Origin of the sequence: Thioalkalivibrio sp. AKL6 (assembly GCF_000376905.1) — a bacterium.
GTDB classification, from domain to species: Bacteria; Pseudomonadota; Gammaproteobacteria; order Ectothiorhodospirales; family Ectothiorhodospiraceae; genus Thioalkalivibrio; species Thioalkalivibrio versutus.
This window is the reverse complement of sequence record NZ_AQXS01000007.1, coordinates 277,247-292,636: the sequence shown is the minus strand read 5'-3', so window position 1 is coordinate 292,636 and position 15,390 is coordinate 277,247. Positions and strand designations below refer to the sequence as shown.

12 protein-coding genes are annotated in these 15,390 nt (G+C 68.0%); 5 read left to right on the top strand and 7 right to left on the bottom strand.

What is annotated here, in order from left to right; translation table 11 throughout:
• Positions 1–78 precede the first annotated feature (78 nt).
• From D575_RS0102905 to hisI, 4 genes are all read right to left on the bottom strand, one after another.
• Complete coding sequence (locus D575_RS0102905; protein WP_018144413.1) at positions 79–1,140, bottom strand: nickel/cobalt transporter; 1,062 nt, start codon at positions 1,138–1,140, stop codon at positions 79–81.
• Positions 1,141–1,209: 69 nt separating this feature from the next.
• Entirely contained in the window at positions 1,210–1,857 is a 648-nt protein-coding gene (locus D575_RS0102900; RefSeq protein WP_018144412.1) for a DUF1007 family protein, read from the bottom strand.
• A 5-nt stretch (positions 1,858–1,862) separates the two neighbouring features.
• A complete protein-coding gene (gene cysS, locus D575_RS0102895) occupies positions 1,863–3,272 on the bottom strand; it encodes a cysteine--tRNA ligase (RefSeq protein WP_018144411.1) in 1,410 nt (469 codons plus the stop codon).
• Positions 3,269–3,709, bottom strand: coding sequence for a phosphoribosyl-AMP cyclohydrolase (hisI, locus tag D575_RS0102890; RefSeq protein WP_018144410.1), 441 nt, complete (start codon positions 3,707–3,709; stop codon positions 3,269–3,271). The genes cysS and hisI overlap by 4 nt, the downstream gene beginning before the upstream one ends.
• Before the next feature lie 241 nt (positions 3,710–3,950).
• Between hisI and D575_RS0102885 the strand changes: the two genes are divergently transcribed.
• The 5 genes from D575_RS0102885 to D575_RS0102865 all read left to right on the top strand — a co-directional run bounded on the left by D575_RS0102885 (position 3,951) and on the right by D575_RS0102865 (position 12,293).
• Entirely contained in the window at positions 3,951–6,038 is a 2,088-nt protein-coding gene (locus D575_RS0102885) for a PAS domain S-box protein (RefSeq protein ID WP_026182027.1), read from the top strand.
• On the top strand, positions 6,035–6,469 hold the full coding sequence (locus D575_RS0102880) for a response regulator (protein ID WP_018144408.1): 435 nt from the start codon (positions 6,035–6,037) through the stop codon (positions 6,467–6,469). Before D575_RS0102885 ends, D575_RS0102880 begins: the two co-directional genes overlap by 4 nt.
• Before the next feature lie 32 nt (positions 6,470–6,501).
• Positions 6,502–10,407 carry an EAL domain-containing protein gene (locus tag D575_RS0102875; RefSeq protein ID WP_018144407.1) on the top strand — a complete coding sequence of 1,302 codons (3,906 nt, stop codon included), beginning with the start codon at positions 6,502–6,504 and terminating at the stop codon, positions 10,405–10,407.
• A gap of 98 nt (positions 10,408–10,505) precedes the next feature.
• Positions 10,506–11,486: a M14 family metallopeptidase gene (locus D575_RS0102870; RefSeq protein WP_018144406.1), complete on the top strand. Its 981-nt coding sequence runs from the start codon at positions 10,506–10,508 to the stop codon at positions 11,484–11,486.
• A gap of 18 nt (positions 11,487–11,504) precedes the next feature.
• Positions 11,505–12,293, top strand: a complete 789-nt coding sequence (locus D575_RS0102865; RefSeq protein ID WP_018144405.1) for a sulfite exporter TauE/SafE family protein — start codon at positions 11,505–11,507, stop codon at positions 12,291–12,293.
• Between the two features lie 126 nt (positions 12,294–12,419).
• Here the strand turns inward: D575_RS0102865 and D575_RS0102860 are convergent, their stop codons facing one another.
• From D575_RS0102860 to motA, 3 genes are read right to left on the bottom strand one after another with little or no spacing between them, the layout of a single operon-like run.
• Positions 12,420–13,454 carry a GTP-binding protein gene (locus tag D575_RS0102860; protein WP_018144404.1) on the bottom strand — a complete coding sequence of 345 codons (1,035 nt, stop codon included), beginning with the start codon at positions 13,452–13,454 and terminating at the stop codon, positions 12,420–12,422.
• 1 nt (position 13,455) lies between these two features.
• Positions 13,456–14,406: a flagellar motor protein MotB gene (gene motB / locus D575_RS0102855; RefSeq protein ID WP_018144403.1), complete on the bottom strand. Its 951-nt coding sequence runs from the start codon at positions 14,404–14,406 to the stop codon at positions 13,456–13,458.
• Positions 14,407–14,425: 19 nt separating this feature from the next.
• The gene (gene motA / locus D575_RS0102850; RefSeq protein ID WP_018144402.1) at positions 14,426–15,280 is read right to left on the bottom strand and encodes a flagellar motor stator protein MotA; all 855 of its coding nucleotides are present in this window, start codon (positions 15,278–15,280) and stop codon (positions 14,426–14,428) included.
• Between the last annotated feature and the right edge of the window lie 110 nt (positions 15,281–15,390).

Genomic DNA, 15,390 nt, shown 5'->3' with positions numbered 1-15,390 from the left:
TCGGATGACCCGGACGTTAGAGGAGGCGTCCATCCGGGGCAAGCGGGGCCCCGTGGACAACCTGTCGAGGGATTAAACCTAGCGAATCCCCAGCGGGTGGGCAACGGGCTGGTAGGCGATGGCGCCGAGGACCAGGCTGAGACCGATCAGGGCGATTACGCCGCCTCCGGCCAGGCCCAGGGACGGCCCAATGTAGGTGAGCCGGCCCATGCGCGTCGGGCCCAGCCAGCGACGGGTCCAGTCACGCGCGGAGACGGCGAGGGTCGCCAGCACCGAGACCGTCGCCGCCGTGCCCAGTGACATCGCCAGCACGGCGGCCACGCCAGCCCAGGCCAGGCCCAGGGCGGTGGAGACCGCCATGATCAGCACCGCGCCGGAACAGGGTCGAATGCCGACGGCCAGCACCGTGCCCCACCAGGTACCACGCTGGTTGGGATCCACGTGGTGCGGGGTGCCGCAGCCGCAGTGCGCGTCGTGTTCGTGCGCATGATCGTGATCGTGATCGTGATCGTGGGCTTGAGCGCGGTGGGCGCGATGCAGCCGCCAGGCATGGCGCAGGGCACGAACCATCAGCCACAGCCCGAGCAGCGCGACCAGGGCGAAGCTGGCGATCTCCAGGGTGCGTACCTGACCCAGGGTGTCGCGCGCCAGCCAGCCGAACAGGCCGATCAACACACCGACCAGGGCGATGGCGGTGACGCCCTGCGCCAGCGCGGAGGCGGTGGATAGCAGGATCCCGCGCCGCAGGTTCTGCGGCTGGGTCAGCAGGTAGGCGCTGATCACCGCCTTGCCGTGGCCGGGGCCGGCGGCGTGGAAGATCCCGTAGAGCAGGCTGACCAGGATGAGCGCCCCGGCGGTTTGTGCGGTAGGACCGTCGCGCAGGGCGTGCAGGCCCTCGGTCAGGCTGCGGTGCAACTGCCGCTGGGTCTGCAGCATCCAGCCGGTCAGGCGTTCCAGGTGGCCCGGGGGCTCAACCAGTGGGGTTGGCGCCTGATTGCCGCTGGCGGGCGCCCCGGTGGGGGCGCCCAGCGGGTGGCCGGTCTCGGCCTGCACGAGTCCGGAGCCGCCAAACAGCAGGGCCAGCAACAGAAGTAGCAGGTTGAGGGAAGGGCGGCGGAACAGGTCTTGGTCGGTGCGCATGGCGTTACTGTATAACACTCAGTCTGCGGTGTGGTGTGCGTGGCGTCCGATCGCGCGGCAGCACCAGGCTCAGTCGCATTCCAGCGTGGCGGTTTCCGCGAAGTGACGGCCCAGGTCGTTGACCGGGCTGCGGTCCGAACGTTCCAGGGTGGCGGCGTAGCGGATCAGCTGCGGGTCCGGTCGGGGCTCGGTGACGGCGACCTCGCAACCGGGCCGATTCTCCACGAAGACGATGTCGTCCGGATCGTGCCGGATCTCGATCCAGTATTCCGGATCGAAGACGCGGTAGGTGAAGGCGTCACCGGCGGTGATGTCGTGTTCGTCCAGCGGCAGCTCGAAACGCAGGTGCAGGCGCCGGTCCTCCAGGGTCAGGCGCGCGTTGCGGGCCGGCGGCACGTCCAGGCGCTCGTCGCCCAGGTTCAGTTCGGTGAAGTAGTCATAGGCAGCCAGGTTTCCGAGCATGCGTTCGGCGGCGTGTTCCAGCGCCGCATCGATGCCGGTGGCGCCGTCGAGGTCCCGGGTCAGGTCTTCCAGCAGCATGTGGCTGTAGGTCGGGTCGATGCGCCAGGATTGCTGCATGCTCGCCAGGTTGCCGGCATCGTCGAAGACCAGCCCCATGCGCAGGTCGATCCACGCATGCGGGTGGGCGAGCGCGCCGGCTGGCAGGAGCAGGCCCAGAACCAGCGTCAATCGCATGAGCCAGGGGTGCAGATGCATCGGCTTCAGGTGGCGCGCTGCCAGCGCGTGCCATCCGGCGTGTCTTCCAGCTCGATGCCGCGCGCGACGAGTTCGTCGCGGATGGCATCCGCCTTGGCGAAGTCGCGGTCCTGGCGCGCGGACTTGCGTGCGGCGATGCGCTCCTCCACCCAGGCGGCCAGGTCATCGTCCCCGGCGTCGCCCTGAAACCACGCGGCCGGGTCCTGTTGCAGCAGACCCAGCAGGGCGGCGCCCGCCAGCAGTTCACCCTTGCGGCGGGCCCGTTCGGCATCGTCGGATGCTGTTGCCAGGGCGTCGGTCATGCGGTGCAGCGCGGTGATCGCGGCGGGGGTGTTCAGGTCGTCCAGCAACGCCGTGAACACGGCCGTGTCGGAGGCAGCAATGTCGTCGGCCTTGATATCGGCCACATCGCGCAGTACGCGGTACAGGCCATTCAGGCTGTTGCGCGACTGGGTCAGGGTCTCTTCCGAGAAGTTCAGCGGGGCGCGGTAGTGGCGCGACAGCAGCGCCAGGCGCAGGACCTCGCCGGGGTAGTGCTGCAGCAGGTCGTGCAGCAGCTGAAAATTGCCCAGTGACTTGGACATCTTCTCGCCGTCGATGGTCAGGTGCCCGTTGTGCACCCAATAACGGGCGTAGTGGGTACCGTGCTCGTGGCAGCCTTCGGCCGCGCAGCCCTGGGCGATCTCGTTCTCGTGGTGCGGGAAGACCAGGTCGTGGCCGCCGCCGTGGATGTCGATCATCGGGCCCAGGTGGCTGCGGATCATCGCCGTGCACTCCAGGTGCCAGCCGGGGCGGCCCGTGCCCCAGGGGCTCTCCCAGCCGGGCTCGCCCGCCGCGGCCGGCTTCCACAGCACGAAGTCGCCGGGGTGGCGCTTGTAGTCGGCGACCTCGACCCGGGCGCCGGCCTGCATGTCCGCCAGCGAGCGCCCGGACAGGGCGCCGTAGTCCGGGTAGGAGGTCACGTCGAACAGCACGTGGTCGTCGGCCACGTAGGCATGGCCGCGTTCGATCAGGCGTTCGATCAGCTCGATCATCGGCTGGATGTGTTCGGTCGCGCGCGGCTCGAGGGTCGGCTTGAGCGTGCCGAGTTCGGCGATGTCCTCGTGGAAGGCCCGGGTGAAGCGCTCGGTCAGCGCGGCGATGGGCTCGCCGTTGTCGGCGGCGGCCTTGTTGATCTTGTCGTCGACGTCGGTGATGTTGCGGGCGTAGACCACGTGATCCGGGCCGTAGAGCTCGCGCAGCACGCGGAACAGCACGTCGAACACGACCACCGGCCGGCCGTTGCCGATGTGCACGCGGTTGTACACGGTGGGGCCGCAGACGTAGAGCGTCACCCGCTCCGGGTCCTGGGGCACGAACGGCTCGTCGCGCCCGCCCAGGGTGTTGTGCAGTCTGAGGGTCCGGGCCGCGCTCATTGCCCGGTGTCCTTGCCGTACAGCGTCTCGGGGGCGATCTCGGGATCGCTGGTCACCACGACGGTGTCCTGTTCGACCTGGAGGTAGAAGCAGCTGCGCCGCCCCGTGTGGCAGGCGGGGCCGGTCTGGTCGACCTTCAGCAGCAGGGTGTCGCCGTCGCAGTCCAGGTGCAGCGAATGCAGCTGCTGCACCTGCCCGGACTGCTCGCCCTTGCGCCACAATGCCTGGCGCGAGCGCGAGTAGTAGCAGACGCGTCCGGTCGCCAGGGTCTCGTCCAGGGCCTCGCGGTTCATCCACGCCAGCATCAGGACCTCGCCGGTGTCGTGCTGCTGGGCAATGGCGGGGATCAGCCCGCCGGCATTGAGCTTCAGGCGATCCAGGACCACTGGGGTCGGGTGGCGCTCGCCACGGGGCTCGCCTTCGAGTTGCTTGAACATCGCTGCGTCCGCTTGCGGGAGCGGCGAAGAATACCATTTTCGAACCGCGCTCCGAAGCCCGCAAACCGGCCCCGCCTGCCCTGGGTTGCGCTTGGGCCACGGGTGGTCGATGCTCGAGACAGGACAGCTGGCGGGCAGGGAATGCCGGCCGGGTCTCCGTGGCGGTCGGAGGAATGGCATGGCGGGAGGCAACAAGGAAAGCTGGAAACCCAGCGCGGGGCGCACCGCGTTACTCATCGCCGTGCTGTATCTGGTTGTCGGGCTGCTCTGGATTGCCCTGTCCGACCGGGCCCTGCTGCTGATGGTCGACGATCTGGAGCTGCTGGGGCAGTTGCAAACCCTCAAGGGCTGGGGCTACGTGGTGGTTACGGCTATCCTCCTGTTCCTGCTGGTGTATTTTCCCCTCAAGGCCCGTGACCGCGCCACGCGCGAGGCGCGCCGGCTCACCGGGATTGTTGAACGTTCCCCGGTGGTTGCCATCGAGTGGGCTACCACCCCCGGCTGGCCGGTCACCTTTGTCTCCCCGAATATCGAGCGCTGGGGCATCGCCCGCGATGCCCTGCTGCGCGGCGAGGTGCACTATGCCGACCTGATCCACCCCGATGATATCGACCGCATCGTGACCGAGGTCGCCGCGCACATCGAGCGCGGCCCGGACCGTTACACCCAGCAGTATCGCCTGAAGGACGGGTCGGGGGGCTGGATCTGGGTGGAAGACCGGACCTGGCTGACCCGCGACGAGTCCGGGCAGGTGATCCGTATCAATGGCCTGCTGGTGGACGTGACCGAACGCCGGCGCGCCGAGCAGGACCTGCGTGATTCCGAGACCCGCTTCCGCGCGATCTTCGACAACGTGCAGGAGGCGATCCTGCTGCAAGACCTGGATACCGAGGCCGTGATCGGGGCCAATGCCGCGGCCGAGGATATGTATGGCTACAGCCGCGCCGAGTTGCTGGCCTGCAGCGTGGACGACTTGAGCGTGGACGAGACCGGGTTCGACGTCCAGCGCCAGAAGGCGCTGATCGAGCGCGCCCGGCGGGGCGAACAGCTGGTGTTCGAGTGGCGCGCCCGGCACCGCGACGGCGACGGTTTTTGGGTGGAGGTCAACCTGCAGGTGACCGAGATCGCTGGCGAGAAGCTGCTGCTGGCGACGGTGCGCAATATCGAGGCGCGCAAGCGGGCGGAGGCGGCCCTGGCGCGCCAGGTGGATCGGTTGAGCCAGGCGGAGCGCCACGCCGGGCTGGGCAGCTGGGAGTACCTGCTGGAGACCCGCGAGCTGTGGTGGTCGGATCGGTTGTATGCCCTGCTGGGCTGCGATGCCCATTACGGCACGCCGACGCTGGAGTCCTTTGCGCGCGATTTCTTCGACCTCGAGTCCGAGGACGGGGCGAGTTTCTCCGAGGCGATGGAGACCCTGATCGCCGGCGGCCGTCCCGGTCCGCAACGGTTGCTCCTGAAGGCGCGGCCGGAGGTGCGTGGGGAGGCCTGGTTCAGCATCACGGTGGAGGCGCCGATGGAGCGCGCCGACGGCCGGCATTACGTCCAGGGCACGGTGCTGGAGGTGACCGAACTCAAGCGCCACGAGCTGGAGCTGCGCGACCTGAACGCCACGCTCGAACAGCGGGTGGCCGAACGCACCGCCGCGTTGCAGGCCCTGAACCAGGAACTGGAATCGTTTTCCTATGCCGTCTCGCACGACCTGAAGGCACCCCTGCGCGGAATCGAGGGCTACAGCCAGTTGCTGGAGGCGGACTACGGCGAGCAGCTGGAGGGTGAGGGCCGTACTTTCTTAAGCAATATCCGCAATGGCGTGGCGCAGATGAACGACCTGATCTCGGATCTTCTGGCCTACTCGCGCATGGAGCGTCGGCCGCTGGAGGAGCGCACCGTCCGCGTGCGCGCGCTGGTGGAGGAGGTGCTGGAGTCGGTGGATCCGAAACTGCGCGAGCGCGCCGAGGTGAGTATCGAGATCGACCCCGATCTCTGCTTCGTCAGCGATCCGGATGGCGTCGCCCTGATCCTGCGCAACCTGCTGGAGAACGCGTTCAAATTCAGTGCCGAGCGCGAGGCCCCGCGAGTAACGGTGCAGGCCGAATCTCGCAGCGCTACACTCGGGATAACGGTGCGGGATAACGGGATCGGTTTTGACATGGTGTTTCGGGATCGCATCTTCGATATCTTCCAGCGCCTGAACCGTGCCGAGGCCTATCCCGGGACCGGTGTCGGCCTGGCCCTTGTGCGGCGAGCAGTCAAGCGCCTGCGCGGCGAGATCCGCGCCGAGGGCACGCCGGGCGAGGGGGCCGCCTTCCACGTGGAGTTCCCGCGATGAGCAACGCCGGCCGTCAGCCCTCCATCCTGGTGGTGGAGGACAACCCGGTGGATATTGATCTGATGCGGCGTGCCTTCGATCGGAGAAACCTCTCCAACCCGCTGACGGTCGCGCGCGATGGTGTGGAGGCCCTGGAGTTTCTCGATCGCTGGGAGCGCGGCGAACTCGCGCCACCGGCGGTGATCCTGCTGGATATCGAGCTGCCCAAGGTGGACGGACTGGAGGTGCTGCGGCGCATCCGCGCGCACGAACGCTTCCGGCGCATTCCGGTGGTGATGCTGACCTCCTCCAGCGAGGACCGTGACATCGCCACTGCCTATGACTGCGGCGCCAACTCCTACATTGTGAAGCCGGTGGGCTTCACCAGGTTCCTGGACGTTGCCGAGCAGGTCAAACTCTATTGGTGCCTGCTCAACCACCCGCCGGTCTGAAGCCGTCGCCCGCCCTTGCAACCCGAGACCCCATGCGAATCCTGCTCGTAGAAGATAATTCGGCAGATGCCGATCTGCAGCGCCGGGCCCTGGAGCGCCAGGTGCCGGGCGCCGACGTGTCCCCGGCGGGTTCCCTGGCCGAGGCGCGCGCGGCGCTGACCGGTGCGGATGCCTTTGACTGCGTGGTGGTGGACCTGCGCCTGCCGGACGGTAGTGGTCTTGAGCTGATCAGCGAGCTGAACGCCGTGAATCGCGGCGAGGCCGTGCTGGTACTCACCGGTCACGGCGAACAGGAAACGGTGGTGGCGGCGTTTCGTGCCGGCGCCGATGACTACCTGACCAAGGCCGACGGCTATCTGGAGCGCCTGCCGGGGCGGGTGGTGGATGCCCGCGCCCGCCGCGAACTGCGCATCACCGAGGCCTGCGAGCCGCTGCGGGTGCTGTATGCCGAGCACAGCGAATTCGATGTTGGCCTGACCCGCCGCGAACTGGCGCGCGCGGCCCCGCATGTGCAGCTGGAGACGGTGCACACTGCCGAGGAGGCCCTGGCGTTGCTGCCGGAAAGTGCCGCCGGGGACGGGGACTTCGACCTGTTGCTGTTGGACTACCGGTTGCCCGGGATCGACGGTCTGGAACTGGCGCGCCTGGTGCGCGAGGAACGCGGGCTGGATCTGCCGACCATCCTGATCACCGGGCAGGGCAGCGAGGACCTGGCGGCGCGGGCCCTGCGCATGGGCGTGGACGACTACACGGTCAAGCACGAGGGCTACCTGAAGACGCTGCCGATGCTGCTGGACCAGGTGCATGCCCGTGCCCGGCTGCGGCGGGAGCGCGTGGCGCTGGCGGCCTCGGAGCGGCGCTACCGCGAGGTGATCGAACGCGCTGGCGATATCGTCTTCGAGACCGATGCCGCCGGTTGCTGGCGCTTCCTCAATCCGGCCTGGACGGCCATCACCGGCCATTCGGTGGAATCCGCGATCGGTGAGGAGATGCTGTCGTTCATGCCGCTGGAGGACCGCGGAATAGCGGCACGGCTGCTGTCCCGCGCGGCGGAGGCCGAGGATGGCCGGCTGGCGGCCGAGATTCGCCTGCTCGCGGCAGATGGCTCGCTGTGCTGGCTGGACTTGCGCGGCCAGGCCAATCTGGATGCGACGGGCCGGGCCACAGGCCTGTCCGGGAGTCTGGTGGATGTGACCCGGCGGGTGCTGGACCAGCGCGTCCAGGAAGTGCGTGGGAATGTGCTGGCGCGGCTGGCAACCGGCGAACGTGATCCGCGCCTGCTGGAGGATGTGGTCAAGGGCCTGGAGTCGCTGGCCCCCGACCTGCACGGTTGCATCATGCTGCTGGATGCCGACAGCCAGGAACTGTACGGCGTGGCGGCTCCGCGGCTTCCGGACCCCCTGCGCAGTGCGACCCGCCGGATCCGCGCTGCGCAGGGGATGGCCTCCTGCGGCGAGGCCGCGTGGGGCGGCGAGCCGATGATCGTCGAGGACTGCGGGACGCACCCGAACTGGGCCGGGTTCCGCGATCTCGTGCGTGGGGCGGGCTTTGGCGCCTGCTGGTCGTTCCCCTTCCGGGATGCCGACGGCGGCGTGCTGGGCACTCTGGGTATTTATCTCGCCACGTCACGCGGACCCTACCCCGGCGAACGGGTGCTGATCGACGAGTTCACGCAGATCGCGGGGCTGGCGGCGCAGAAGCTGCGCGTCTCACAGGCCCTGGGCGATCGCGAGCGAGCGCTGCGGACCGCCGCCGAGCTGACCGTGGAACTGTTGCGCGAGGACAACCCCGCCAGCGTGATCCACCGGCTGCTGGCCGAACTGGGGCAGGAGGCTGGCGCCGACCGTGCTTATGTGTTGGTGGCCGAGCTGGACCACGCGGTGCGCGAGGCCCTGGATATCCACCGCTACTACTGGGTGCGTTCGGATACCGAGGAGATGATTCGCCCGCCGCCGCTGCGCAACCTGAGCCTGGAATCGGTCCTGCCGCGCTGGCACGAGATCCTGCAGGGCGGCGGTGCGGTCGATGTGCTGACCCGCGAGCTGCCGGATGAGGAACGCGCGATCCTGGAGGCCTCGCAAAGCCAGGCTGTGCTGCTGGTACCCCTGTACGTGGAGGGCGAGTACCGCGGGTTCCTCGCGCTCGACCGGGTGCGGCGCGCGCAGCGCTGGACCGAGGCGGACCAGAGCCTGGCGCGCATCGTCGCCTCCAGTCTGGGGGCGGCGCTGGAACGGCGCCAGGCCTTGCTGGGCCTGCGGCGCATGGCGGCGGTATTCGAGAGTACCCGGGACGGCATCATCATCACCGACCTGACCCCGCGGATCGTCGCGGTGAATCCGGCCTTCGTCGACATCACCGGTTTTTCCGAGGCCGAGGCGATGGGTCGCAACCCGAGTTTCCTGCAGTCCGGGCGCCATGACGGAGAGTTCTTCAAGCACATGTGGGACAGCCTGCAGCGCGAGGGTCACTGGCAGGGCGAGATCTGGAACCGCCGGCACAATGGCGAGGTGGCCCCGCAGTGGCTGAGCCTGAATACCGTTTACGACGAGCAGGGCCAGGCCCTGCACTATTCCGGGGTGCTGACCGACATGTCCGAGTTGCGCCGCTCGGAGGAAGAGTTGCAGTACCTGGCTCAGAACGACGCCCTGACCGACCTGCCCAATCGCAGCCAGCTGCAGGTGATGCTGGGGCAGGCGCTGGAGCGTGCCCGCATGCATGGGCACCGGATTGCGGTGCTGAATCTCGATCTGGACCGGTTCAAGAACGTGAACGATTCCATGGGGCACCCGGCGGGCGATCAGGTGCTGGTGGAGGTCGCGCGGCGTCTGCGCGGGGAGCTTGGGCCAACCCATGTGCTGGGTCGGCTGGGCGGCGATGAATTCCTGATTGTGGCGGAGAACCCGGATAGTGACGACGAGATCGCGCGCTGCGCCCGCAGTTTGCTGGCAAGCTTCGAGCGCCCCTTTACGCTGGAGGACGGGCGTTCGGTCTATCTGAATGGCAGCATCGGCATCAGTCTCTACCCGGATCATGGCGACACCGTGACCGCGCTGATCCAGCACGCGGATGCGGCGATGTACCAGGCCAAGGCTTCCGGGCGCCAGACCTGGAGTGTCTATACCCAGGCCCTGACACGCGCGGCCGACGAACGCCTGGAGCTGGAGAACCGACTGCGCCAGGCCCTGCAGGACGACACCGGCGAGTTGCGGCTGCGTTTCCAGCCACAGGTGCGGCTGGAGGACGGGCAACCCTTCGGCATGGAGGCGCTGCTGCGCTGGCAGCCGGCACAGGGGGAGATGATCCCGCCAGATCGCTTTATCCCGATCGCCGAGGACACCGGGTTGATCGTTGCGCTGGGCGAGTGGGTATTGCGCGAGGCCTGCGATGCCGGGCGCCGATTGCTGGACCGCGGCGCCGGAGATTTCGGTCTGGCGGTCAATCTGTCCCCGGTGCAGCTGCAGCGCAGCGACTTCGTCAATCGCGTGGCGGAGATCCTGGCGCTGACCGGTTTCCCGGCCGCCCAGCTGGAGCTGGAGATCACCGAGACCGCGATCATGCAGCAGGGCGATCAGGCGATTGCACGGTTGGTGGCCCTGAAGGCGCTGGGGGTGAAGCTGGCCATCGACGACTTCGGGACCGGGTATTCCTCGCTGGCGGCCTTGAGGACCTACCCGCTGGATGTCCTGAAGATCGACCGCAGTTTCGTGGATGGCGTTGCCAGCGAGAGCGCCGACCGCGAGATCGCCGCCACCATCATCGCGATGGGCCGCAACCTGAATATGCAGGTGATCGCCGAAGGCGTGGAGACGGCGGAGCAGGCGGCCTTCCTGCAAGAGCGCGGCTGTGCCCTGGGTCAGGGGTATCTCTACAGTCGGCCGCTGGAGATCGAGGCGCTGGATGCCTGGATGACGAAGCACGCCGGCCTGCCGACACCCTGAGGGGGCCCCGCTGGTCAGTGTCGTCAGGCATGCCCGCGTGGCATCCCCTGGGCCGCTCCGGTAGCCTTTAGGCCCGTCTTTTGCCCGGAGCTGCCCCGATGTCCGATCCGTCCCGTCCCACTGCGTTGCGTTCGATCACCTTTCACGGCCTGGAGCCGGGGCCGCGTCTGATCGTGCTGGGGGCGGTGCACGGCAACGAGACCTGTGGCACCCAGGCCACCGAACGCCTGCACGCGGAGCTGGAGTCGGGGCAGCGGCGTTTGCTGCGCGGACAACTGACGCTGGTGCCGCGCACCAACCCGCTGGCCTATCAGTTGGAAAGCCGCATGGGCGAGCGCAACCTGAACCGCAATCTGCGCGTGACCGACGACCCGCAGGACTTCGAGGACCGCATCGCCAACGTGCTGTGCCCGCTGCTGGCGGCGCATGATGTGCTGCTGGATCTGCACTCGTTCCACACCGGTGGGCAGCCGTTCATCATGCTCGGCCCGCGCGACAACGACGGCGAGCTGGAAGGCTTCACGCACGCGGCCGAGGAACAGGCGCTGGCGGCCTGCCTGGGGCCGCAGCGCATGGTCGAGGGCTGGCTGGATACCTACGCCCGCGGGGTCGCGCGCCGGATGAAGAACCCGAACGCCAGCCAGCGCGCGCAGATGCTCAGTACCGACCCGAGCTACGGCATCGGCACCACCGAGTACATGCGCTCGCAGGGCGGCTACGGCGTGACCCTGGAATGCGGCCAGCATGACGACCCGCAGGCGCCGGAGGTGGCGTACAACGCGATCCGCAACACCCTCGCGCATCTGGACATGCTGGAGGCCCCGGCCACCGCGGGCCAGGCCAGTCCGGAGGTGCTGCGTCTGGTCGAGGTGATCGACCGCGACCACCCGGATGACCGCTTTGCGCGGGAGTGGAAGAGCTTCGATCCGCTGGCGGCCGGCGAGCTGATCGGTACGCGTGCCGACGGCACCGAGGTGCGTGCCCCGGAGCCGGGCTTCATCGTGTTTCCCAACCCCAATTCCTTGCCGGGCAACGAGTGGTTCTATCGCGCCGAGTTCAGTGACCGCAAGGTCGTCTGAGCCGGGATACCGCGCGGCATGGACTTTGCGCCCTCCGGCGTTGCGTTGCTGCTCCTCGCCGCCGGGTTCTTCGCCGGCCTGCTGAATGCGGTGGCCGGTGGCGGCAGTTTCCTGACCCTGCCGGCGCTGATGAGCGTTGGCGTGCCGCCGGTGGCCGCGAATGCCACGGGGACCGCGGCCCTGCTGCCCGGTTATCTGGCCAGCGTGCTGGCGGATCGGCGGCAGTTACGCGGGGCGTGGCAGGAGCTGGGCCGAGGGCTGGCCTGGGGCCTGCTGCTGGCGGGGGTGCTGGGCGGGGCCCTGGGGGCCTCCGTGCTGCTGCTGACCGGGGATGCCCGGTTCCGCGCGCTGATCCCCTGGCTGTTGCTGCTGGCCACGGTGCTGTTTGCCCTCGGCCCTTGGCTACAGCATCAGGCCGCGCGGACGCATTCGGGGCCGCTGCGGGTATTGGGGGCCGGGCTGGGCTGTGCCTACGGCGGCTATTTCAACGGTGGGGTCGGCATCCTGCTGCTGGCCATCCTGCGTGGCCAGGGGATCACGGATCTCGCGCGGGCGAATGCGGTGAAGAACCTGCTCTCCTCGGTGCTGACCCTGATGGCGGTGGGGGTCTACATCGCGGGCGGGCAGGTGGTCGCGACCGGGCTGCTGGCTGTCGGGGCCGGTGCGATCCTGGGCGCGCGGCTCGGTATCGCCCTGGTGCGCCGCGTGCCGGAGGCCCGCTATCGGCATGCCGTCACCCTGATCGGGGCGGTGATTACCCTCTTGTTTTTCCTCGATCCCGCCTGGCTCGCGTCGCCTGACATCTAGGCTGCGTCGAGCGAAGCGAAACGCATCGGTCGGCGTGACGTCTTTCCGTGTACCCGTGCGTCCTGATGCGTTTCGCGGGGCTCAACGCAGCCTGCGAAGCGTCTGCCATTGGCGTTGAGGGCCCGGTCAGGGGTTCGGGGTGCGTGCGGCGTCGAGTGTCCGGGCGAGGGCGTCCAGGGCGGCGGTATCGGATTCCGGCAGGATGGCCTCGATGCGGGGGCGCAGCGGCGTGTTGGGGGCGGCCATTGGCTCCAGCCCACCGTGGCCGTCCACGCGGTTGATGCGGTGCCAGCCTTGGTCAGTTGCCACCAGTCCTTTCAAGCGGTCGCCGGTAAAGGTATCGACCAGTCGTGCGAGCGTTGCGTGGTCGACGACCTGCCCCTCGGGCATCAGCCAGCTGCGACCGATGTAGCCATCGCCACGGGTGTCAATGGTGACCCATTCATCTGCCGCGGGAGCGGCATGGTCGTGGTCGTGGTCATGGTCATGGTCCGTGGATTCGGTCGCGGCGTCGAGGAAGGCGCGGGCCTCGGGGAACAGGGCACCGCCGCGTTCCAGCCGGGGCCGGTCCAGCCATTCGCGCTCGATGCGGGCCTGAGTCGTCTCGACCACCAGGGGGCGCGGCGAGGGCATCGCGGCGACGTAGGCATGCAGCGTCTCGCGGTCATCCTCGCTGTAGAGATCGGCCTTGTTGGCCAGGAGTACATCGGCCAGGGCGATCTGGTCCTGCCAGGTCGGGTGCTCGCGATGGCGGGGCGAGGCCAGGTGGCGTGCGTCCATCAGGGTCACGGTGGCGCGCAGATCGAGGACGCCGGCATAGGGCGGTTCGGTCAGGGTGCGGATGATCTGCGCCGGGTGCCCGAGACCGGTCGGCTCGATCAGGATGCGGTCGGGTTTCTGGCTGCGGATCAGCCGGTTCAGGCCGACGGTGAACATCTGCGCCGAGACGCAGCACAGGCAGCCGCCGGGGATCTCCTCCAGGGCCACGCCGGTATCCGCCAGCAGCCCGCCATCCACGCCGATCTCGCCGAACTCGTTGACCAGCACAGCCCAGTGCTCGCCTTCCGGGCGCTGTGCGAGCAGGTGACGGATGGCGGTGGTCTTGCCGACGCCAAGAAAACCGGTGATCAGGTTCAGCGGGATGTCGCGATGTTGGGCCATTTTAGCTGGGGTCGTCCAGTTGCGCGGGCGGTGGGCCGGTGCCGTTGTCTGCCGGCCCCAGGGTTTCGGGGCGCACGCCCTCGCTCTCCAGGCTCTGGCGCATGGCATCGTCGGCCTGTTGGGACATGACGATGATAGAGATACGGCGATTGATCGCCGCCTCCGGTTCTTCGCGGTTGAAGGGCACGCTGGCCGCCAGACCCACCACCTGGGCAATCTGGTCGGATTCGGTGCCGCCGGCGATCAGCGCGCGGCGGGCCGCGTTGGCACGGTCGGCCGAGAGTTCCCAGTTGGTGTAGTCCGGGCGCAGCAGCGGGCGCGCGTCGGTGTGTCCGGTGATCGAGACGCGGTTGGGGACCTTGTTGATCAGGCTGGCCAGTTCACGCAGGATCGCGTCGGCGTGCTCGAGGGGCCGCGCGCTGGCGCTGTCGAACATCGGGCGATTCTCGCGATCGATGATCTGGATGCGCAGGCCCTCGGGCGTGATGTCCAGGAGCAACTGGTCCTTGAAGGGCTCCAGCGCCTGGCTTTGTTCGACCGCTTCCTCCAGGGCCCTTTGCAGTGTCTCGAGGGCCTCACGGTCGCGCGCCTCGGCCAGGTCGTCGAAGGTCTGCTCGTCGATGCCCACGGGGGAGTCCATGCGCTCGGGGTCATCGAGGATCTCGGGCAGGCCCTCGAAGTCGATGATCGACGGGTCCACGCCGGTGCCGTCGCCCGGGGCCTGCCCGGGCAGGGCCGCCTCGCCGTCGAAGGCCGACGGGTTCTTGAAGTATTCCGACAGCCCGGCGCGTTCTTCTACCTCCATCGCCGCGAGCAGCCACAGGAGCAGGAAGAAGGCCATCATCGCGGTGGCGAAGTCGGCGAAGGCGACCTTCCACGAGCCCCCGTGGTGGGCCGCCTTGACCACCTTCTTCTTGACGATGATCGGCTGGGTCTTGTCTTCGACGCCCATGGATTCGGTCCGGACGGCCTCAGGCCGCCTTCACGTGCTCCTCGAGTTCGGCGAAGCCGGGACGCATCTCGCTTTCCATGGTCTTGCGCCCGAATTCCACTGCCACCTGCGGGCTGTACCCCTGAACGTTGGCGAGGATGCAGGCCTTGATGCACTGGAGGAACTTGGCTTCTTCTTGGGACCGCGACTCCAGGGCGGCCGCGGTTGGACCGACAAAGCCATAGGCCAGGAGGATGCCGAGGAAGGAGCCGACCAGGGCCGCTGCCACGCTCATCCCGATTTCCTCGATCGAACCGCCGATTGCGCCCATGGTGTTCACGATCCCCAGAACAGCGGCCACGATACCGAAGCCGGGCAGGGCATCCGCCACGCGGTTGACCGCATGGCTGGGGCGCTCGGATTCCTCGTGGTGGGTCTCCAGGTCCACGTCCATCAGGGCGTCCAGCTCGTGCGGGTTCATCGAGCCGGAGATGATCAGGCGCATGTAGTCGGTGATGAACTCGACCGCGTGATGGTCCTTGAGTACCCGGGGATGCGCCTGGAACAGGGCACTCTCCTCGGGCTCCTCGACGTCGCCTTCGATGCCCATCAGGCCTTCCTTGCGGGCCTTGGTGAACAGCTTGTACATCAGCGCGAGCAGGTCGAGATAGTCGTCGCGCGAGTACTTGGCACCCCCCTTCAGGAGTTGGGGGAGGGACTTCATGACGGTGATCACAACCCGCAACGGGTTGGCGATCAGGAAGGCGCCCAGGGCCGCGCCGCCGATGATCATGTATTCGTACGGCTGCCAGATGACCATGATATTGCCACCGTGCAGCATGAAGCCGCCGAACACGCCGCCGAGCACGATGATAAAGCCGAGAATGTACTTCACTGATGGGGTTCCGGGATGTGGGCTCGAGTAGGGGTTCTGCGGGCCAGTTCACAGTGCCGCAGTTGCTATAGTGACGGGCATAACCATAACGACTCCCCTGCGCGAGGTAC